This is a genomic window from Streptomyces sp. NPDC001858, assembly GCF_053594615.1.
In genome coordinates this window covers 139,998-158,864 of sequence record NZ_JBSFEV010000007.1, presented here as the reverse complement: position 1 = coordinate 158,864, position 18,867 = coordinate 139,998, and the positions used below count along the sequence as shown (strand labels likewise).

The 18,867-nt window shown below is 73.8% G+C and carries 16 protein-coding genes and 1 pseudogene; 3 read left to right on the top strand and 14 right to left on the bottom strand.

The features are described 5' to 3' along the window. Nucleotides 1-2: 2 nt before the first annotated feature. Complete coding sequence (locus ACWCPF_RS12740; protein WP_451045005.1) at nucleotides 3-1,232, top strand: serine hydrolase domain-containing protein; 1,230 nt, start codon at nucleotides 3-5, stop codon at nucleotides 1,230-1,232. A 52-nt stretch (nucleotides 1,233-1,284) separates the two neighbouring features. Here the strand turns inward: ACWCPF_RS12740 and ACWCPF_RS12735 are convergent, their stop codons facing one another. From ACWCPF_RS12735 to ribA, 4 genes are all read right to left on the bottom strand, one after another. Further along, on the bottom strand, nucleotides 1,285-2,487 hold the full coding sequence (locus tag ACWCPF_RS12735; RefSeq protein ID WP_451045004.1) for a saccharopine dehydrogenase family protein: 1,203 nt from the start codon (nucleotides 2,485-2,487) through the stop codon (nucleotides 1,285-1,287). Beyond that, nucleotides 2,474-3,586 (bottom strand): saccharopine dehydrogenase, encoded by a 1,113-nt coding sequence (locus ACWCPF_RS12730; protein ID WP_451045003.1) that lies wholly within the window; start codon nucleotides 3,584-3,586, stop codon nucleotides 2,474-2,476. Before ACWCPF_RS12730 ends, ACWCPF_RS12735 begins: the two co-directional genes overlap by 14 nt. Next, nucleotides 3,583-4,728, bottom strand: a complete 1,146-nt coding sequence (locus ACWCPF_RS12725) for an NAD(P)/FAD-dependent oxidoreductase (RefSeq protein WP_451045002.1) — start codon at nucleotides 4,726-4,728, stop codon at nucleotides 3,583-3,585. Before ACWCPF_RS12725 ends, ACWCPF_RS12730 begins: the two co-directional genes overlap by 4 nt. Before the next feature lie 109 nt (nucleotides 4,729-4,837). Next, nucleotides 4,838-5,497, bottom strand: coding sequence for a GTP cyclohydrolase II (gene ribA, locus ACWCPF_RS12720; protein ID WP_451045001.1), 660 nt, complete (start codon nucleotides 5,495-5,497; stop codon nucleotides 4,838-4,840). Between the two features lie 38 nt (nucleotides 5,498-5,535). On the opposite strand from ribA, the gene ACWCPF_RS12715 reads away from it, so the two are divergent. Next, nucleotides 5,536-6,369, top strand: a complete 834-nt coding sequence (locus ACWCPF_RS12715) for a creatininase family protein (protein ID WP_451045000.1) — start codon at nucleotides 5,536-5,538, stop codon at nucleotides 6,367-6,369. 149 nt (nucleotides 6,370-6,518) lie between these two features. On the opposite strand, the pseudogene ACWCPF_RS12710 reads toward ACWCPF_RS12715, so the two are convergent. From ACWCPF_RS12710 to ACWCPF_RS12690, 5 genes and pseudogenes are all read right to left on the bottom strand, one after another. Further along, nucleotides 6,519-7,532: pseudogene (locus tag ACWCPF_RS12710) on the bottom strand (lysylphosphatidylglycerol synthase transmembrane domain-containing protein); the annotation flags it as partial. Next, nucleotides 7,532-8,500: a hypothetical protein gene (locus ACWCPF_RS12705; RefSeq protein WP_451044999.1), complete on the bottom strand. Its 969-nt coding sequence runs from the start codon at nucleotides 8,498-8,500 to the stop codon at nucleotides 7,532-7,534. The gene ACWCPF_RS12705 and the pseudogene ACWCPF_RS12710, both read right to left, overlap by 1 nt. Before the next feature lie 83 nt (nucleotides 8,501-8,583). Further along, entirely contained in the window at nucleotides 8,584-9,777 is a 1,194-nt protein-coding gene (locus ACWCPF_RS12700; protein ID WP_451044998.1) for a glycosyltransferase family 4 protein, read from the bottom strand. Continuing rightward, entirely contained in the window at nucleotides 9,774-10,172 is a 399-nt protein-coding gene (locus tag ACWCPF_RS12695) for a 6-pyruvoyl trahydropterin synthase family protein (RefSeq protein WP_081551202.1), read from the bottom strand. The genes ACWCPF_RS12700 and ACWCPF_RS12695 overlap by 4 nt, the downstream gene beginning before the upstream one ends. A gap of 112 nt (nucleotides 10,173-10,284) precedes the next feature. Beyond that, nucleotides 10,285-11,274: a zinc-dependent alcohol dehydrogenase gene (locus ACWCPF_RS12690; RefSeq protein ID WP_451044997.1), complete on the bottom strand. Its 990-nt coding sequence runs from the start codon at nucleotides 11,272-11,274 to the stop codon at nucleotides 10,285-10,287. 108 nt (nucleotides 11,275-11,382) lie between these two features. Here ACWCPF_RS12690 and ACWCPF_RS12685 point away from each other — a divergent pair, with 108 nt between their 5' ends. Then, nucleotides 11,383-12,138 carry a CDP-alcohol phosphatidyltransferase family protein gene (locus tag ACWCPF_RS12685; RefSeq protein WP_451044996.1) on the top strand — a complete coding sequence of 252 codons (756 nt, stop codon included), beginning with the start codon at nucleotides 11,383-11,385 and terminating at the stop codon, nucleotides 12,136-12,138. A 76-nt stretch (nucleotides 12,139-12,214) separates the two neighbouring features. Here ACWCPF_RS12685 and ACWCPF_RS12680 read toward each other — a convergent pair whose 3' ends face one another. The 5 genes from ACWCPF_RS12680 to ACWCPF_RS12660 all read right to left on the bottom strand — a co-directional run bounded on the left by ACWCPF_RS12680 (nucleotide 12,215) and on the right by ACWCPF_RS12660 (nucleotide 18,862). Beyond that, nucleotides 12,215-12,955, bottom strand: coding sequence for a YcnI family copper-binding membrane protein (locus ACWCPF_RS12680; RefSeq protein ID WP_451045160.1), 741 nt, complete (start codon nucleotides 12,953-12,955; stop codon nucleotides 12,215-12,217). A gap of 97 nt (nucleotides 12,956-13,052) precedes the next feature. Continuing rightward, nucleotides 13,053-13,670 carry a hypothetical protein gene (locus ACWCPF_RS12675; protein ID WP_451044995.1) on the bottom strand — a complete coding sequence of 206 codons (618 nt, stop codon included), beginning with the start codon at nucleotides 13,668-13,670 and terminating at the stop codon, nucleotides 13,053-13,055. A 562-nt stretch (nucleotides 13,671-14,232) separates the two neighbouring features. Next, nucleotides 14,233-15,471, bottom strand: coding sequence for an MDR family MFS transporter (locus ACWCPF_RS12670; RefSeq protein WP_451044994.1), 1,239 nt, complete (start codon nucleotides 15,469-15,471; stop codon nucleotides 14,233-14,235). Beyond that, nucleotides 15,468-17,303 carry an ABC transporter permease subunit gene (locus tag ACWCPF_RS12665; protein WP_451044993.1) on the bottom strand — a complete coding sequence of 612 codons (1,836 nt, stop codon included), beginning with the start codon at nucleotides 17,301-17,303 and terminating at the stop codon, nucleotides 15,468-15,470. The genes ACWCPF_RS12670 and ACWCPF_RS12665 overlap by 4 nt, the downstream gene beginning before the upstream one ends. A 20-nt stretch (nucleotides 17,304-17,323) precedes the next feature. Next, complete coding sequence (locus ACWCPF_RS12660; RefSeq protein ID WP_451044992.1) at nucleotides 17,324-18,862, bottom strand: ABC transporter substrate-binding protein; 1,539 nt, start codon at nucleotides 18,860-18,862, stop codon at nucleotides 17,324-17,326. Between the last annotated feature and the right edge of the window lie 5 nt (nucleotides 18,863-18,867).

The window sequence follows — 18,867 nt, the reverse complement described above, 5'->3', positions numbered from 1 at the left end:
CGATGGCACTGCTGCGGCAAGAGGTCGACCCGAGCGAGGTCGGGCTGGACGCGAAGGCGCTGGACCGCCTCGACCAGCACGTCGCCCACTATGTGGACGAAGGGCGCCTGCCCGGGTTCCTCGTGGCCGTCTCCCGCGGCGGCCGGGTCGCGCACCTCACCGCGCACGGCCACCGCGACCTCGCCGCCGGGCTGCCCGTCGAGGCCGACACCCTCTACCGGATCTACTCCATGACCAAGCCGGTCACCTCGGTCGCCGCGCTGATACTGATGGAGGAGGGCCGGCTACGGCTCGACGACCCGGTCGCCGACCACCTCCCGGCCTTCGCCGACCAGCGGGTGTACACGGGCGGCTCCGGTGCGGATCTCACCACCCGCCCGGTCGAGCAGCCCCTGCTCGTGAAACACCTGATGACCCACACCGCGGGCCTGACCTTCGCGTTCTACCACTGTCATCCCGTCGACGCGCTCTACCGGGAGGCCGGTCTGGAGTCGGCGGTGCTGCCCGGCTCGAACCTGGCGGAGACGGTGGAGGCGTACGCGCGGCTGCCGCTGCAGTTCGAGCCGGGCACGCAGTGGAACTACTCGGTGGCCACCAACGTCCTGGGCCGGATCATCGAGGTCGTCTCCGGGCGTCCCCTGGACGAGTTCATCGCCGAGCGCATCTTCCGTCCGCTGGGCATGCCCGACGCCGGCTTCCAGGTCACGGAGGAACAGGCCGGCCGGCTGGCGGAGCTGTACGGCGACGGCGACAGCGGCGGTATCGAGCCGATCCCGGGCCTACCGCTGTTCGGCCGCCCCCGGTTCCTGTCGGGCAGCGGCGGCATGGTCGCAACCGCTTACGACATCCACCGCTTCAGCGAGCTGCTGCGCCGTCGCGGCGAGCTCGACGGGGTCCGGCTGCTCGCGCCCGTGACGGTCGACCTGATGACCCGCAACCATCTCCCCGGCGACGCCGACCTGCGCGCCTTCGGCAGCCGCCCCGCCCATGACGAACCCGGCCACGACGGGGTCGGCTTCGGCCTCGGCGTCTCCGTGGTCATCGACCCGAGCCGCACCCAGGCGCCCTGCGGCCTCGGCACGTACGGCTGGAGCGGTGTCGCCACGACGACCTTCTGGGTCGACCCGAGCCACGACGTGACCGTGCAGTTCTTCACCCAGTTGAGGCCGAGGCGGTCCCTGAAGCTCTACCCCGACCTCAAACGCCTGGTCCACGAGGCCGTCACGGACTGACGACCTCGGGTCGACGCATCGCCTCTGTCGCCGCTGTCGCCGGCACGGTCGGTCAGCCTTCGACCCGCAACGTGAACTCCAGCCCCTCGTCGTCGAGTTCGTCCAGCCACTCCTGCGACCGCTCCGCCGTCTCGGCCGCCCTGCTCAGCCCGACCGGCAGGGAGCCGTCCAGGATGTGCCGGACGCCGAGGGCGAGCGGCCGGGAGACACAGCGCGCCATCGCGCTCTCCTGCTCGTCGCCCTCCAGGTCGAGGAGGTAACTCCCCGACCACGAGCTGCCGTTGGCGGCACCCCCGACCCCGCTCCCGACTCCGCCCGCGCCCAGGTCCACGGACGCCTCCAGCGACACGGCGAGGACGACTCGGTCGCGGTCGGCGTCCGTCGTGGGATAGGTGGCCGCCAACTCCCGCGCCAGGGCGGCGATCCGGGCGTCGTCGCCGGCCTTCAGCTCCTCGAACACCGTGTCCCAGGCCCGCAGCCAGCCGTCCAGCCGCAGGGTGCCGCGCACGAAGGTCCGCGGCTTCCAGCCTCGCGGCAGCTCGTACTGCTCGATGAACGGCACGCTGTCGCGGTTGGGGTAGACCTCGAAGGTCTCACCGCCGACGAGGTGCCCGCGCGTCGCCTCCCAGGGCCGGTCGACGACGACCTCGACGCCGTCCTCGACATGACGCGCGGGCGAGCGCAGGGCGTTGAGGACGCCGAGGGGCGCCCAGCTGAACCGGTACCTGAAGTCGTTGGGGACGGCGGGGATGCCTCCGCAGTACGAGGTGAGCCGGTACGAGGCCGGCGTGTCGTCGCCGATCGCCTCCCGGGCGCGGGCGACGAGGCTGTGCGCGAAGAGGTGGTCGAGGCCCGGGTCGAGTCCGGCCTCGGTGAGGACGACGATCCCCGCCTCCGCGGCGGCCGGCGCCTGTTCCAGGACGGCGTCCGAGACATAGCTGGAGCAGGCGAAGTGGGCGCGCCGGGCGAGGCACGCGGCCAGCAGCGGGGCGTGCTCCGGGGCGGGCAGCATCGACACCACGACGTCGCCGGGGGCGAGTTCGGCGGTGAGGGCGTCGAGCGTGAAGGCGCGCGGTGCGGCCCGTCCGGTGAGGCCGAGCCGGTCGAGCGCCTCGGCGGCGCGGTCCGCCGTGCGGTGCCAGACCCGCACCCGGGCGGCGCGCTCGCACAGGTCGGCCAGGCCGCTGCCGGTGGACAGTCCGGCGCCGATCCAGTGGACGGTGCCGGTCGCGGGAACGAGGTCAGCGCCGCTCACGGTCGAACCCGCCTTCCTTGACGCCGAGTTCGTCGCAGGTCTCACGGAACCGGTTCAGACACCGCTGCCAGGCCGCGTTCACGCCGTACTCCAGCAGCAGCGGGGTCAGCGCGGCCGAGAAGTCGGCGCTGGACTCGCGCGGCAGCAGGGACGGCAGGTTGTCGATGGCGATCAGATCGAGTGGGGGCTCTTTGTGCAGGCGGCGCACCGGATCCGTCCACTCGGTCGTGCGGTCGTACACCGGCAGGACGTTGAGGGGCGAACCCACGTCGCAGGTGACGTCGGAGAGGGTGCGCAGCCGGCGGGCCGGGGCGTCCAGGTCGTCCTCGCGGACGAAGGGCGGCACCGGCGTGGTGGCGAGGACGCAGTTGACCAGCACGTCGTGCGCCAGCAGGGCCGCGCGGTCCAGGCCGCGGGTCTCCGCGAGGTCCCAGCAGGTGGGTTCGACGCCGGCCGTGGTGAGCGCGGCGCGTGCGCCCCGGCCGCTGCGGCCCAGGGCGCCGACGACGAGCGCCGTGAACTCCTCGTCACCGGCCGCCGGGCGCAGCGCCTCGTCCAACTCCCCCTTGTCGGTGGGCCGCAGGGGCGCGGTGAGCCGGCCCCGGTGCTGGAGGACCGCCAGGGCGGCGCCCAGGTAGCCGGCCCAGAAGCCGAAGGCGGCGAGGCGACGGCCGTCGTCGTCGACCAGGTACTCCAGGTCGAGCAGCGCCCCTCCCCCGGCGGCGAACCGCTGCAACAGGTCGGCTGCGCCCGGTTGTTGCTTGTAGGCGTGCCCGAAGTAGATGTGACGATGCGTCAATTCATCGAGATTGCCGGGGAGTTCCTTCAGGCCGAGGATCAGCGCGTCGTGCGGCGCGGACGCCCAGGAGCCCGCGGGGGCGATCCGGGCGCCGACGGCCTCGTACTCCTGGGTGGGGAAGACGCGCTGCGGGGAGTCCTCGACCGTGAGGTGCACGCCGGCCTCGACGAGGCGGCGGGCGTCCTGCGGGACGACCGGGGTGCGCCGCTCGGTGGAGCGGGTCTCGTGGCGCAGCCACAGGTGCAAGTCGGGCCTGCCCCGCTCGGTCGTACGCGGTGCGGTCGTACGCGGCTCGGTCATACGCAGTTGGCCTCCGGACGCGGGGCGTCGGCCGCGAAACGGTCGGCGCTCAGGGGGGTGACGTCCACGAAGGGTACGCGGCCCAGATACAGGTCGCGCACGACCTCGCCGACGGCCGGTCCCTGGAGGAAACCGTGGCCCGAGAAGCCGGTCGCATACAGAAAACGGGATACCGAAGACGCCTCGCCGATCAGGGCGTTGCAGTCCGGGCTGACCTCGTACAGTCCCGCCCAGCCGCCCGTGCGCCGCAGGTCGAGCAGGGCGGGGGCGCGGCGCTGCATGGCGTCGGCCAGGCGCGGGATCCACCGCTCGTGGGTGTCGGTGGCGAAGCCGGGACGCTCGTCCGGGTCGGAGAGACCGACCAGCAGTCCGGGGCCCTCGGTGTGGAAGTAGAGGGTGCTGCTGAAGTCGATGGTCATGGGCAGGCCGGGCGGCAGACCGGGGACCGGCTCGGTGACCGCGATCTGCCGGCGCAGCGGCTGCACCGGCAGCTCCACGCCGGCCATCGCGCCGACCGCCTTGGACCAGGCGCCGGCCGCGCAGATCACGGTGTTCGTGGTGATGCGGCCGAGCGTCGTCTCCACCGCGGTGATCTCGGCGCCGCGTCGTTCGATGCCGGTGACCGCGGTGTGCCGCAGGATGCGCGCACCGCACCGGCGGGCGGCGGCCGCGTACCCGTGGACGACGGCTTCGGGCGTGCAGTGGCCGTCGTCGGGCGAGAACGCGGCCGCCAGCAGCCCGTCGGTCCTGATCAGCGGGGAGAGGCGCTGCGCCTCGGCGGGGTCGATCATCCGGCTGGGCACGCCCAGCGCGTTCTGCAGCCGCACGCCCGCCTCGAAGGAGGCGACCTCCTGCGGGGTGGACAGCAGGAAGAGGTAGCCGACGCGGTGCAGCCCGATGTCGTACCCGATCTCCTCGCCGAACCGGCCGAACGCCTCCAGGCTGCGCGCCCCGAGCTGGATGTTCAGCTCGTCGGAGAACTGGGCGCGGACCCCTCCGGCGGCCTTCGAGGTCGAGCCGGCGGCGAGTTCGTCCCGCTCGACCAGCAGGACGTCCTGGACACCGGCGGCGGCGAGGTGGTAGGCGATGCTCGTGCCCATCACCCCACCGCCGATGACGACGACCGAGGCATGCGTGTTCACGCGAGCGGCTCCTTATGCGCGGCGGCCCCGGCCCTGACGCCGGCGCCGAGGCTGTCGTACGCCCTGACCGCCGTGATCCCTACCCGGTCGGGCGGCGGTCCGAAGCACCTCAGGACCAGTGGGCGACCGCGTCCAGATGGGGCAGCCGGTGGTCCAGGCGCTCCCGCTTGGTGCGCAGGTAGGTGATGTTGTTCTCGCACGGCTCGATCAGCAGGGGCACCTCCTCGGCGACCTTGATGCCGTTGTCCACCAGCGCCTCGCGCTTGCGCGGGTTGTTCGACATCAGCCGGACGGAGCGCACGCCGAGGTCGCGCAGGATGTCGGCGGCCACCTTGTAGTCGCGGGCGTCGACGGGGAAGCCGAGCGCGACGTTCGCCTCGACGGTGTCCAGGCCCTCCGCCTGCAGCGCCATCGCCCGCAGCTTGCCGAGCAGCCCGATGCCCCGCCCCTCGTGCCCGCGCAGATAGACGACGATGCCGCGGCCCTCGGCGACGACGGCCCGCAGCGCGGACTCCAGCTGGTCGCCGCACTCGCAGTGCTGGGAGCCGAACGCGTCGCCGGTGAGGCACTCCGAGTGCAGCCGGGTCAGCACGTCCTCTTCGCCGATCTCCCCGTAGACCAGTGCGACCTGTTCGTCACCGCGGTCGTGGTCCATGTAGCCGATCGCCTGGAATTTGCCGTACACGGTGGGCAAGGGCGCATTCACCACGCGTTCCACACCGGTGCGCTGGGGGGTCTTCTTGCCGAGTACGCCAATTTTTTCTGTCATGATCTGGTTCCTAAGCAGAGACGAAGGGCCGGGGAAAGATGAGTGTTTCGGGAATACGGTCGGCGGCGTACGGGCTGGTGCCGACGGACACCGCCGAAGACGTACGGACCCGGGGCGCCGGCGTCCCGACGCAGGTGGCGGTCCTTCCCGTCGGAAGCTTCGAGCAGCACGGACCGTACCTGCCCCTGGCGACCGACACACTGGTCGCGTGCGCCATCGCCCGGGAGATCGCCGGGGCGTACCCGGTGCACCTCCTTCCGCCGGTGACCATCGCCTGCTCGCACGAGCACGCGGCCTGGCCGGGGACCGTCAGCATCTCCTCCGTGACCCTTCACGCGGTAGTACGGGACATCGCGGCGTCGTTGCGCCGCTCGGGCGTCGAGGCCCTGGTGCTGGTCAACGGACACGGCGGGAACTACGTCCTGGGCAACGTCGTCCAGGAGTCCTCCGCCCGCGGTGAGCGGATGGCGCTCTTCCCGGCCCCGGAGGACTGGGAGACGGCGCGGGAGCGGTCCGGGGTGTCGACCTCGCTGCTCACCGACATGCACGCCGGGGAGATCGAGACCTCGATCCTGCTGCACGCCCATCCCGAACTCGTCCGGCCCGGTTATGAGTCGGCCGATTTCGTCGCGGACGACCGCCGTCATCTGCTCACTCTGGGAATGTCCGCCTATACCGATTCAGGCGTCATCGGCCGTCCTTCCCTGGGGTCCGCGGAAAAGGGGAAGGAACTCCTGGCGAGCCTGGCGGATTCCTTCGGCGCGTATTTCTCGCTGCTGACTTCGGCGGCCTCGAAGCCCACTCCGGAAGCCGACTCGACGACCGGATCGACGTCCGAATCGACGACAGGCCCGGCGACCGGCTCCGTGTAATGCGGCCGGGGAGCGCCGAGTTCGGGTCCGGCCGTCTCGGCGGCCCCCGCCCGCACTCCGGCGTACCAGCGGACGACCAGCACGACCGCCCCCGGCAGAGCCGCCACAAAGCTCAGCACGCCGTACACGACCGCGACCGCGAGGCCGGTGCTCGCACCGAGCCCGGCGGCGCCGAACGCCCAGGCGGTGACGCCCTCGCGGGGCCCCCAGCCGCCGACGTTCAGCGGCAGGCCCATGGCGAGCAGGGCGAGGACGGCGATCGGCAGCAGCGCCAGGACGGACGCCGAGGAGCCGGCGACCCGGGCGGCCACCACGAACATGCCGAGGTGGCCGGCCAGCACGACCGCCGACGACACGGCGACGCCCGGCCCATTGCGCCGCGACAGCAGTCCCTCGCGCGCCTCGGCCAGCACCGCCCGCAGCCGTCCGCCCCGACGCGCCGTCGAGGAGTTCATCCGGACCGCGACGACGACGGCGAGCGCGCCCACTCCGGCCAGCAGGACCAGCGGGGCGAGCTGCCGGGCGTCCGCCATGACCGGCGAGGGCAAGGTCAGCAGGACCGTTACGCCTGCCACGGCCAGCACCAACTGCCCCGCGGTGCGCTCCAGGACGACGGCCCGCACGCCGCGTCCCACATCGCCCGCGCTCTGCCCGTGCCGCACCGCGCGGTGCACATCGCCCAGGACGCCGCCGGGCAGCGCCGCGTTGAGGAACAGCGACCGGTAGTAGTCCGCGACGGCCGGGCCGAGCGGCAGCCGGATGCGCAGCGCACGGGCCACCAGCGCCCACCGCCAGGCGCTGAACACGGTGGTGACCGCGCCGATCCCGAGCGCGACCAGGACGGTCGGGGCGTCGATCCGCCGCAGCCCGTCCAGGAAGACGCCGGTGCCCAGCTTCCACAGCAGCGCGGTGAGGATGACGACCCCGGCGACGGTCCCGAAGTGCGTGCGCAGGGCGCGGTTGCCGAGCAGGGCACGCAGCCGCGAGGGCCCCTTCGTGCGCGTCCGGGTCACGATGACGCCGATGCGGGCCTCGGACACGGCGGCGCCGGTGCGGCCCACCGACGGGCTGCGCAGGGGCCGCCGGACGACCGGCCCGGCCCCCTCGCCCCACACCACGGGCGCGGCGGTGCGCACCCGTGGTCCGACCGTCTCCGCGCTCATCACGCCCCGCCCGTCGGCCGGGCCAGTGCCAGCAGATCGCTGTGGTGGACGGTGACCTGCAGTTCGCCCGCCGCGCACGCCGCCAGCCGGCCGGCCAGGTAGGCCTCGGCGCGCTCGGCGAGGTGCGGGCGCTCCTCCACCGCCGCGCCGACCCAGCCGCGCAGCCACTGGGCGGTCAGGCCCACGTTCTCCGAGCCCAGCCGCCAGGGGCTCGGGTGGACCTTGACGGTCGCGCCGTGGTCGGCGAACGCCTCGCAGGCCACGCTCACCGCGTCCGGGCCGAGCAGGCCGTCGCGCCGCTGGTGGTCGTTGAAGGCGGCGGCGATCTCGTCGTCCAGCGGGTCCGGCGCGGAGAACTCGACGCGGCCGGCGACCGACAGCGTCAGCAGCGCCGGGCAGCCCGCGCCCGCGCAGGCCGAGGCGAGCGTCTCGACCTCCTCGCGGGTGAGGACGTCCAGCAGGGCGGAGGCGGTGACCAGCGAGGCGCCGAGCAGGGCGTCCGGGGTGAGGCGGGCGACGTCGCCGCGCCGCGTCTCGACGGTGACCCGGCTGCCGTCGGCGGCCGCCCGCGGGGAGGCGACGGCCGCGAAGTGCAGGAGGTAGGGGTCGCGGTCGTGCAGCACCCAGTGCTGCGCGCCGTCCAGCCGGGGGGCCAGCCAGCGGCCCATGGAGCCGGTGCCGCAGCCCAGGTCGTGGATGGCGAGCCCGCTGCGGCCGGGCAGGTTGGCGAGCCGGATCCGCAGCGGGTCCAGCAGATCCAGCGCCCGGGCGGCGGCGTCGGCGCTCTCGCGCAGCTCCAGCCACTCGGGGGCGTAGCGGGGCTGCTCGTCCGGCCCGGCGTCGCGCAGCCGCACGGTGGGCCGCTCACCGGGGCGCACCACCGGTCCGGCGCCGGCGATGACGGCCTGCGCCACGGCGCCCGCGCCGGTGCCCGCGCCCGTGCTGTCGGGAACCACTGCCTCGGTCATGAGACCAGCCTCCTTCCGGACCGGCTGGGTCGGAATGCCGCCCACCCGTCGTGCCACGTCGGCCGGGGTCGCCGTCGTCTTCCTCATGCCGCCCTCCGGGGTTCGCCGGGAAGCCGGCCGAGCACCCCGGCCAGGCTCTGGGCGGTGCTCGCCCAGCCGTTCAGAGCCGCCCGCCGGCCGCGCGCGGCGGCCTTGAGGCGACGCCGCACATCGGCCTCGCCGAACCAGCCGCGCAGTTCGACCGCGAGCGCGGCCGGATCCTCCGGCGGGACCAGGATGCCGGGGACACCGCCGTCGGGGGCGCGGCCGACCGCCTCGGGAAGCCCGCCGACGTCCGTCGCGAGGACCGGGATGCCACGGGCGAGCGCCTCGGTGACGGCCATGCCGTACGTCTCCGCGTACGAGGTGAGGACCATCAGGTCGGCGGAGGCGTAGGCGGCGTCGAGTTCGGCGCCGGCCTTCGGGCCCGCCAGGTGCAGCCGGTCCTCCAGGCCGTACTTCGCGATGAGGCCGCGCAGATGGGTGACGTACTCCGGGTCCTGCCCGAGGCCGCCCACGCACACACAGCTCCACGGCAGGTCCCGGGCCGCGGCCAGCGCCTCGACCAGCCGGTGCTGGCCCTTGCGCGGGGTGACGGCGGCCACGCACAGCAGCCGGGAGACGCCGTCCGTGCCGGAGGCCAGCGGGGCGATGTCCGCGCCCGGGGCCGCGACGTGCACCCGCTCGGGGGCGAGACCGTGGTGCGAGACGAGCCGGCGGACCGCCCACTCGCTGGTGGCGATCACCGCGGGCACGGCCCGCAGCACGGCCCGCTCCTTGGCGTCGAGTTCGGCCGCCACCTCGGGCGCGAGACCGCGCTCGTCGCCCAGCGGAAGGTGGACGAGCACCGCGAGCCGCAGCCGCTCCGCCTCCGGCGCGATGATCTCCGGCACCCCGCAGGCCACCAGTCCGTCGATGAGGACGACCGTCCCGTCGGGGAACTCCCGCAGGGTGCGGGCCAGCTCCGCGCGGGCCGCGGCCTCCGGACGGGGCCAGGAACCCGACGCCAGATGCTTGTGCACCTGCCAGCCGAAGCCGGGCAGATCCAGGCACAGCCGCCGGTCGTAGGCGTTGCCGCCGCTCGGGTTCGCCGGGTCGTCGACCCCGCCGGGCATCACGAAGTGCACCGAGCGCAGCGACATGGGGATGATCCCGCCCATCTTGGGAAGCGCCGCCTGCGAGGGCACGTACGGAAGCGGGGCCGTGTGCACGGTCTTCTCCAGGGTCACGTCGGTCACAGCGCACGCTCGTAACTCGCCCAGGCGACGTGCGACTCGTGCAGGGAGACCGCGATGGCCGCGATACCCCGGGCGCCCTCGCCGAGCGCCCCCTTGTGGATCCGCTCCGCGAGCCGGTCCGCGATGACCTTCGCCAGGAACTCCGTCGAGGTGTTGATCCCGGCGAAATCCGGCTCGTTGTCGAGGTTGCGGTAGTTCAGCTCGCTGACGACGGCACCCAGTTCCTGCGTGGCGAGTCCGATGTCGACGACGATGTTGTCGTCGTCCAGCTGCTCGCGGCGGAAGGTGGCGTCCACGAGGAACGTCGCTCCGTGCAGGCGCTGCGCGGGTCCGAAGACCTCGCCGCGGAAGCTGTGGGCGATCATGATGTGATCGCGGACGGTGACACTGAACAACGGACGACCCTCCAGGTGCGGCGCGTCTGGCTCCTCCGGCAGTTGGCCGCCGGGGGATGCCGTGTAGTACGGACCTTCGCTTCCCCGTGTTCAGCCCGATCTCACTCTTTTCTCAGGTCAGGCCCTCTTGTGCATACCTGACGCGGTGACACAGGGCCGGGATCTCGCCCGACGCGAGCTTCGGCATGACGTCCGGCAGCTCCTCGAAAGCGCTGTCCCCCGTGACGAGCGCGTCCAGCGCCGGATCGGCCAACAGCTCCAGCGCGAGGGCGAGCCGGTCGGCATACGTACGACTCGACCGGCGGGCCGGGGAGACCGCGCCGACCTGGCTGCTGCGGATGACGAGACGACGCGAGTGGAACTCCTCGCCGAGCGGCAGGGAGACCTTCCGGTCGCCGTACCAGCTGAGTTCGAGGACCGTGCCCTCCGCCGTCAGCAGCTCCAGGGAGCGGGCGAGTCCCGCCTCGGTGGCGCTGGCGTGCACGACGAGATCACAGCCGCCCAGGGCGTCCTCGGGGACGGCGAAGTCGACGCCGAGCGCCTCGGCGGTCTTCGCCCGCGCCGGGTCGGCGTCCACCAATTGCACGCGCACACCCGGGAAGCGGGCCAGCAGCGCGGCCACGGAGCAGCCGACCATGCCGCCGCCGACCACCGCGATCCGGTCGCCGACCAGCGGCGCCGCGTCCCACAACGCGTTCACCGCCGTCTCGATCGTGCCCGCGAGGACGGCCCGTTCGGCGGGCACGGAGTCGGGGACGACCGTCACGGCGGCGGCCGGGACGACGTACCGCGTCTGGTGCGGATAGAGGCAGAACACGGTCCGTCCGACGAGGTCCGCCGGCCCCTCCTCCACCAGGCCCACGTTGAGGTAGCCGTACTTCACCGGCGCCGGAAACTCGCCCTCCTGGAACGGCGCCCGCATCACGGCGTGCTGGCTCGCGGGGACCCCGCCGCGGAACACCAGCGTCTCCGTGCCACGGCTGACGCCGGAGTACAGCGAGCGGACCAGCACCTCGCCTTCGGCGGGGTCGGGAAGGGTGAGATCGCGGATCCCGCCCTCACCCGGAGAGTCGATCCAGAACGCACGAGCGGTGCGGTTCATCGGGATCCTCCTGAACGATCGGGAACCTGTTCACGTACCGAGGTGTGCACAGTCCGCGCACAGTACGCGGCACTGATCATCTCTGTCATCTGGCCGGAGGAATGTGCGGTGGCCCTGAACAACACTTACGACGCAAGGCTGGTCCAGCAGGAGACCGCTGTGGGAGCGGGCGTTCAGATCCTGTTGCTGGCCCTGCTCGGCTCGGCGATCGGCCTGGGGCCGGCGGGCTGGGTGACCGGTCTCGTCTTCGCCATCGCCACCTGGGCGGTCCTCTCCCGGGCGCTGCACCGATCCAGTCTGCGCTCCTTCGGCCCGGCCAACCGGGTCACGCTCGGCCGGGCGACCCTGGTGGGCGGAGTGACCGCGCTGGTCGCCGACTCCTTCGAGTCCACCCCGCCGGTGACGCTCCTGGTCGGCCTGACGGCCGTCGCCCTGATCCTCGACGGCGTCGACGGCAAGGTCGCCCGCCGCACCGGCACCTCGACCGCGCTCGGCGCCCGCTTCGACATGGAGGTCGACGCCTTCCTGATCCTGGTGCTCAGCGTCTACGTCTCGATGGCGCAGGGCCCGTGGGTGCTCCTCATCGGCGGCATGCGCTACGCGTTCGTCGCCGCCGCCCGCGTCGCCCCCTGGCTCAACGCCCCGCTCCCGCCGAGCATCGCCCGCAAGACGGTCGCCGCCCTCCAGGGCGTCCTGCTCCTGGTCGCGGGCGCCGATCTGATGCCCCACGCGGGCAACTTCGCCGTCGTACTGCTGGCACTGGGCTCGCTGGTGTGGTCCTTCGGCCGCGACGTGCTCTGGCTGTGGCGGACCTCGCGCGTCACGGCGCAGGCGCCGGAGGAGAAGACGCTCGAGCTCGTCTAGCACGTGGCCGGCAGGCAGGGGGATGGGCCCGGACCAGAAGTTCTGGTCCGGGCCCATCCCCCTGCGTGCGGCCGGGTCAGGTGCGGTTCGCCCGCGTCCGTACGACGGCGAAGCCGGCGGCCGCGAGACCCAGCACCCCGACGACGAGCCCGGCGACGCCGAGACGACGGGCGGTGGAGTCGGCGGGGTCAGCGGCGGTGGCTGTACTGGCGGTGGCCTGTTGCGCGCTGCTCGCGGCGGTGCTCTTGGTGCTGGTCAGCTTCAGTACGGGTGCCGGGTTCTCCGGCTCGTCCGCGCCCGCCGCGGCCTCCTCGATCCAGCGGACGGTCTTGCCGTCGGAGTAGGTCTGCAGGGCCTTGAAGGCCAACTGGCCGGTGTCGTCGGGGAGCTGACCGAAGGCGACGTCGAAGTCCTCGTACTGGCCGGCGGCGATCTTCCCGCCGGTCCAGGTGATCTCGGTGACGGCCTCGGTGATGGTGCCGTCGTCCGTCTTGACCGGCGTCTTGAGCTTGGTGGTGGTCGCCTTCGGCGTCCAGCCGTCCTGCGGGCGGACCAGCACGCCGAGCACGGGGTGGTCGGTGGGCAGGAAGACCTGGACCTCGGTGGTGCTCGCGGTGTCCTCCTCGTTCGGCACCCGGAAGTCGAGGACGCCGTCGGTGGCGCCCTTGGCGTAGCTCTCGGGATGGACGGTGACGTGCGCGGAGGCGACGCCGGCCGCGGAGAGGACCCCGACGGCGGCGAGCACGACACCGAGACCGACCAGGCGCGGGACGGAGCGGTTCTCGGACACGGGCGGGGAGGACAGGGGCGGGGACATGGGTGTGGTCGTGGGTGTGGTCGTGGGTGTGGTCGTGGACATGGGCGAGTGATCTCCGTACAGGAAGGTGTGGGCCCGGCACGGGGCCGGTTCGGGGTCAGATCGCGTACGGGATCGGCGGGGGCGGGCCACGGCGGCTCACGGCATGCCGGAGCAGCAACTGCCGGGCCGGGCCCGGAGCCGGGGCGGCGGAGCGGACGGACGGCCGCGACGGTGACGGGACCCGGGCGTCCCGCCACCAGGCCGCGAGGCCCGGCAGGAACGCGACCGCCCAGCGCAGCAGCGACCACAGGGCGGCCTCCCCGCGCCGCAGCCACCAGGAGGCGACGATCGCGGCGAGGACGTGAGCCGCGGTGGCGTGCGGGGTCGCGGTCGCCGTGGCGGGGTGGGCGTGCTGCAGGTGCATGACGTGGTGCGCGGACGTCATGGACATCGGCGGCACGGTCCGCGCGGCCGCACGGGAGCGGACGGCGGCGTCGAAGGCGACGTGCAGAGTGGCCTGGGTGACCAGCATGGCCGCGCCGATCCCGGGCAGCGAGCGCTCCCGGGCGCCCAGGAGCCACCCGGCGGCGAAGACCGCCAGGAATCCGGCGCCGTCCGCCCACGGCGGCGGCGCGTCACCCGTGGCGAGTCCGTGCCCGGCGGCGGCCAGCAGCACGCACACCGCGGCGAACACCGCGGCGCGCAGACTCCGGACCGCGGGGGACGCGCTCATGAAGCGGGATCCTCCCACGCCCGACAGATACGCCGCCGACCACGCCGACGTTCAGGCTGTGCGGGGTGGGTATCCCGTGCGGGGTGGGTATCCCGTGCGGGGCGTGCACGCCGTGCCTGCGGCATACAGGTCCTGCGGGGCGTGTAGCCCGTGCGCGGCATGCAGCCCGTGCCTGCGGCGTGCAGGCCGTGCGGGACGCGCGGGACGTGCCTGCGGCATTCATGCCATGCGGGGCGCGCAGGCCCGTGCGGGACGTGCAGGCCGAGCGGGACGTGCAGGCCGAGCGGGACGTGCAGGCCGAGCCAGGCGGGCAGTTCCGTGCGCAGCATGCAGCCCGTGCCCCGCGGCAGGCAGGCCGTACTGGGCGGCAGCGCAAGCGGGGGTGGCGGCCCGGCCCTGAGCCGGTCGGGCGATGTCGGCGGCGGTTTCGGCAGCGCCCTGAAGGGGCGCGGGGAACTGCGCGACCAGCCACGACGGCGCCGCAGCAAAACGACGGCACATCCCGGCACCTCCAGCGGAACGAACGCGGGCACGACGCCTTCACGCCCTGCACCTTTACGCGCTACGCGCCCCGCGCCCCGCGCGGCAGCAGGGCGACCGCGGCAGCCGGTACCGCGGCCAGGACCAACCACGGCACGGCCGACGGCAGCCCGGAGTCGAGCAGACTGCCGGAGACCGCGCTGCCGACGAGCACGATCAGCCCGGAGACCGAGGACAACGCCCCCGTGTACAGGCCGAGTCGGCCCTCTTCGGCGAGGTCGGGGACCCAGGCGCGGGCGGCGGGCGCGACGAGCATCTGGCCGAACGTGAGCAGCACGACGAACCCGGCCGCGGGCAGCAGCCCGGCCGTCCCGGTGCGCCCGGCGGGCAGCGCGGCGGCCACGACGGCGAACCCGGCGGCGATCAGCGCGAGCCCCGCCGCCATCGAGCGGCGCGGGCTCAGCCGCTCCCCCACCCACCGGGTGACCGGCAGCTGGGCGGTCACCACGAGCAGCGAGGACAGCGCGAACAGCCAGGCCAGCGGTGCCTGCGAACCGGCCGCCCGCTCCACCTCGGCGGGCAGGGCGAGATAGAGCTGGTTGTAGGCGAGGAGGTAAGCGCCGTACGCGCAGGCCAGCGCAAGAAAGCGGCGGTTGCGCAGCAACGGGCCCACACCGCCCCGCACTTGGACGCGGGTCCGGCCGGCAATGTGCTGCGGCAGCAGCCACGCGTGAGCGGCCAGGACCAGCACGAAGACCCCGGCCCCGGCCAAGCACACCGCACGGAAGTCGACTTCGAGGAGCAGCGCGCCGAGCAGCGGCCCGACGAACGCCCCGGCCTGCCCGGCGACCGTGAACAGCGCCAGCACCCGGGTCCGCGACCCGCCGCCCGACTCCTCGTGCACGACGGCCTGCCGGGCCACCTCGGACTCGACGGCAGGCGAGAACAGCGCGGCCGCGAACCCGATCAGCAGCACCGCCCCGACGACCGTCCAGACCTGCCCGGCATACCCGAGCCACCCGAACCCGGCGATCCGCAGCACGCACCCGGCGAGGACGACGGGCCGGACGCCGTACCGGTCCGCCAGTGCGCCGCCGACCACGAACAGCCCCTGCTGGCTGAAGGTCCGCAGCCCGAGCACGAACCCGACCAGCCAGCCCGCCATGCCGACCGCGCCGCCCAGATGCTCGGCGAGGAAGGGCAGGACGGCGAAGAAGCCTATGTTGAAGGCGAGTTGAGTGAGGATCAACAACCGCAACAGCGGGGAGAGTCGGGCGGCTTCGCTCGCTTTCCGACGCGGGGAGAGACGGGTCGCCTTCACCGGGATCTCACCGACTCCAGTGGAGAGGAGGGCAGTTCGGTGGCGTCCAGGCCGCTCCGACGGTCCAGGCCGTCCAGGCCGTTCGCGCCGTCCGGGTCCGCCGTACGAAGACGCCGTCGTGGCCGTCGCACCGCTCCCGCCGCCGTCACCGCGAGCGCGCCGAGCAGCGCCAGGACCGCGGCGGGGGCGAGGACGGCCCAGGGGGCACGTTCGGCGTAGGGCTGGTTCTCGGCGAGGAGCAGACCCCACTCGGGGGACGGCGGCTGCGCGCCGAGGCCGAGGAAGCCGAGAGAGGCCAGGGCGAGGGCGATGCCCGGCAGCCTCAGGAGGGCGTGACGCGCCACCGGCGGCACGACGGCGGGCAGGAGTTCGCTGCTCAGCAGGTACCAGGGACCGGCGCCGAGGGCGCGGGTGGCGGTGAGGTGGACGGTGGCCCGCTCCTGCCGCAGCAGCGCGGAGGTGTGCGCGGCGAGCGGCGCCCAGGCCACCACCGCCACGGCGAGGACGGGCGTGGTGGGCCCGCTGCCCCAGACCGCGGCGACGAGCAGCGCGGCAAGGACGGGCGGCACGGCGTTCACGGTGTCGACGAGCGGCCCGGACAGCCGGGGCAGCAGCCCGAGCAGCACCCCGGCGGTGAGTGCGATCGCGCTGATGGCGAGCGCGAGGAGCAGCGTGTCGAGCGCGCCGTGCGCGACCCGGGCGAGAACGTCGCGGCCGAGCGCGTCGGTGCCGAAGGGGTGGGCCGCGGAGGGGGGTTGCAGACGGGCGGCGGTGTCGAGGGCGAGCGGGTCGCGGGGCAGGCCGAGGCCGATGACGACCGACAGCAGAAGACTGTATGCAATAGGCAGGATCCTGCGGGCGGTCGGCGGCGGCCCGTGGAGTGTATGCAAAGCGCCGTCGCGCAGCGCCGGGCCGATCAGCCACCGCGCGCCGAGCCGGGCGAGACCGGTGGCGAGGGCCGCGAGGATCACGAGCACCAGGGCGCCGGCCTGGAGGACGGGCAGGTCCTGGGCGATCGCGGCCTGGAGGGTGGTCCGGCCGAGCCCGGGGATGTCGAAGATCTGCTCCACGGCGACGGATCCGCCGGTCAGCCCCACGACGAACAGCCCGAGGTTGGGCAGCAGTCCGGGCACGCAACGGCGCAGCGCCTTACGGGCGATGCTTCGGCCGGGCAGTCCGCGCGCGGCGGCGGCCTGCGCCCAGGGCTCGGCGAAGGCGGCGGGCAACTGATCGTCGAGGAGCCGCCCGAGGACCGCGCCGGCGGGCAGGCCGAGGGCGAGCGCGGGCAGCACGGTCCACTGCGGGCCGTACCAGCCGAGGGCGGGCAGCCATCCCCACTGCACACCGACCACCGTGGCCAGGACGGACGCGGTGAGGAACTCCGGCAGCGCGGCGAGCACGGCGGAGCCGGATCCGCCGGCGGGACGACCGTCGAGCCGTCGCCGCGAGCCGAGGTACAGGGTGCGGGCGCACACTCCGGCGGCGGTGGCCACGGCGACCGTCATCGCCACCGTCATCAGCAGCAGCGACACGCCCAGGGCGTCGAGGACGCCGGGCAGGACGTCGGCGCCGGAGATCCAGGACTGTCCGGCGTCACCGCGCGGCAGGCCCGCGAGCCACTGCCCGAGGAGGTGCAACGGTCCGTCGTCCAGCCCCAGTCGGGCGCGGATGGCGGCGAGCACCTCGGGGGTGGCGTCACGGTCGGCGGATCGCGCCTTCAGTACGGTCAGCGCCGGATCGGTGTGCGAGAGCCAGGGCAGCAGCCCGATCCCGCACACCAGCAGCGCGGCCAGTGCGGCACGCCACAGCAGCGCGCCCACCCTGCTCCGCATGCCGTCGGCGCCGGATGCCGTCAGCGCCGGGTCCCGATGCCGACGAGGGTGCGCTCGTACGGGTCGAGCAGCACGCCGCTGACCTTGGCCGCGACACCGGTGATGACGCGCTGGTGGACCAGCGGGACGACGGCGTCGGCGCCGAGGATCTTCGCCTCGGCGGCCATGGCGGCGTCCTGCCGCTTGTCGGTGTCGGCGACCGTCTGTGCCGTGGCGACGGCGGCGTCGACTCCCTTGTCGCACAGCAGGGCGAGGTTGTAGCCGCCGTCGCAGGTGAAGTCGCCGGCCAGGACCGAGACGGGGTCGCCCGTGTCGAGGAGGCTGTTGCGGGCGCCGACGAAGGCGTCGAACTTCCCGGCGAGCGCGTCGCTCTCCAGCCGCGAGTACTCACGCACCTCCAGCTTCACCGCGAAGCCGGCCTTCTCCAGCTGCTGCTTCAACACCTGGGCCGCTTCGGGGAGTTCGGGCCGGTTGTCGTAGGTGGCGAGGGTGATGGAGGCGCCGCCGGGGTTGGCGGCCTTCGCTCGTCCGACGGGCTGGACGCGCTTGCCGGCGGCCCAGGTGACGGCGGGGCCGTAGATCCCGGCGCCTGCGTCGGCGTGCCCTTCGTAGACGCCCTCGGCGAGGGCGGAGGTGTCGACGGCCGCGCGGGCGGCGGCGCGCAGTGCCGGGTCTTGGAAGACGCCGGACTTCGTGTTGAGCTGCAGGCTGGTGGTACGGGTCGTGGCGGTCTCGCGGCGGGTCTTGGCGTCGAAGGTGGCGGCCTGGGCCACGGGTATCGCCTCGGCGAGGTCGACCTGGCCGGTGCGCAGGGCGTTGGCGCGGGCGGTGCCGTCGGCGACGAACCGCACGTCAATGCCAGAAGCCTGGGCGCGGCCGCCCCAGTAGTCGTCGAAGCGGTCGAGGTCGGCGACGGTCGTGCCGGTCACCTTGGTGAGCTCGAAGGGGCCGGTGGCGGTGCCGACCGGGTCGACGGCGTCCTTCTTCGCGTAGGCCTTCGGGGCGAGGACGGCGAGGCTGGGGCTGGAGAGCCGCAGCGGCAGTACGGGGTCGGGCTGTGCGGTGGTGACGCGCACACCGGTGCTGCCCACCGCCTTCGCCGTGAGGCCGACGCCGGCGAGGGCGGCCGGCGCGGGCTCGGCCTCGGTGGCCCGGGTGAGGGAGGCGGCGACGGCGGCGGGCGTGACGTCGGTGCCGTCCTGGAAGGCGGCCTCGCGCAGGGTGAACAGCCAGGTGCGGTCGTCCTCGCGGCGCCAGGACGCGGCGAGCGCGGGCGCGGCGGCGCCGTTGGCGTCGAGGGCGGTGAGTCCTTCGGTGACGCCGAGTCGGCTGAGGATCGTCGCGTCGGCGCCGTACGGGGAGAGGTTCTCGGCGGGCGGGAAGGCGAGCGCGACCCGCAGCCGGGAGCCGTCTTCGGCTGCGGCCCCCTCGCCGTCGTCACCGCCGGAGGAGGCGAAGCAGCCGGCGAGGACGGGAGTGAGGAGGAGCGCGGCGAGGATCCGTGGACGGCGCGGCGGGCGGGGCAGGCGGGAGGAGAGCGGGCGGTGGGACAGGTGCATGGGTG

Coding starts and splice junctions, on each gene's coding strand:
- ribA (WP_451045001.1), bottom strand. CDS start 5,497: ATGACAGAAAAAATTGGCGTACTCGGCAAGAAGACCCCCCAGCGCACC.
- ACWCPF_RS12675 (WP_451044995.1), bottom strand. CDS start 13,670: ATGAGCGCGTCCCCCGCGGTCCGGAGTCTGCGCGCCGCGGTGTTCGCC.
- ACWCPF_RS12705 (WP_451044999.1), bottom strand. CDS start 8,500: ATGACCGAGGCAGTGGTTCCCGACAGCACGGGCGCGGGCACCGGCGCG.
- ACWCPF_RS12660 (WP_451044992.1), bottom strand. CDS start 18,862: ATGCACCTGTCCCACCGCCCGCTCTCCTCCCGCCTGCCCCGCCCGCCG.
- ACWCPF_RS12740 (WP_451045005.1), top strand. CDS start 3: ATGGCACTGCTGCGGCAAGAGGTCGACCCGAGCGAGGTCGGGCTGGAC.
- ACWCPF_RS12680 (WP_451045160.1), bottom strand. CDS start 12,955: ATGTCCCCGCCCCTGTCCTCCCCGCCCGTGTCCGAGAACCGCTCCGTC.
- ACWCPF_RS12730 (WP_451045003.1), bottom strand. CDS start 3,586: ATGACCGAGCCGCGTACGACCGCACCGCGTACGACCGAGCGGGGCAGG.
- ACWCPF_RS12690 (WP_451044997.1), bottom strand. CDS start 11,274: ATGAACCGCACCGCTCGTGCGTTCTGGATCGACTCTCCGGGTGAGGGC.
- ACWCPF_RS12665 (WP_451044993.1), bottom strand. CDS start 17,303: ATGCGGAGCAGGGTGGGCGCGCTGCTGTGGCGTGCCGCACTGGCCGCG.
- ACWCPF_RS12715 (WP_451045000.1), top strand. CDS start 5,536: ATGAGTGTTTCGGGAATACGGTCGGCGGCGTACGGGCTGGTGCCGACG.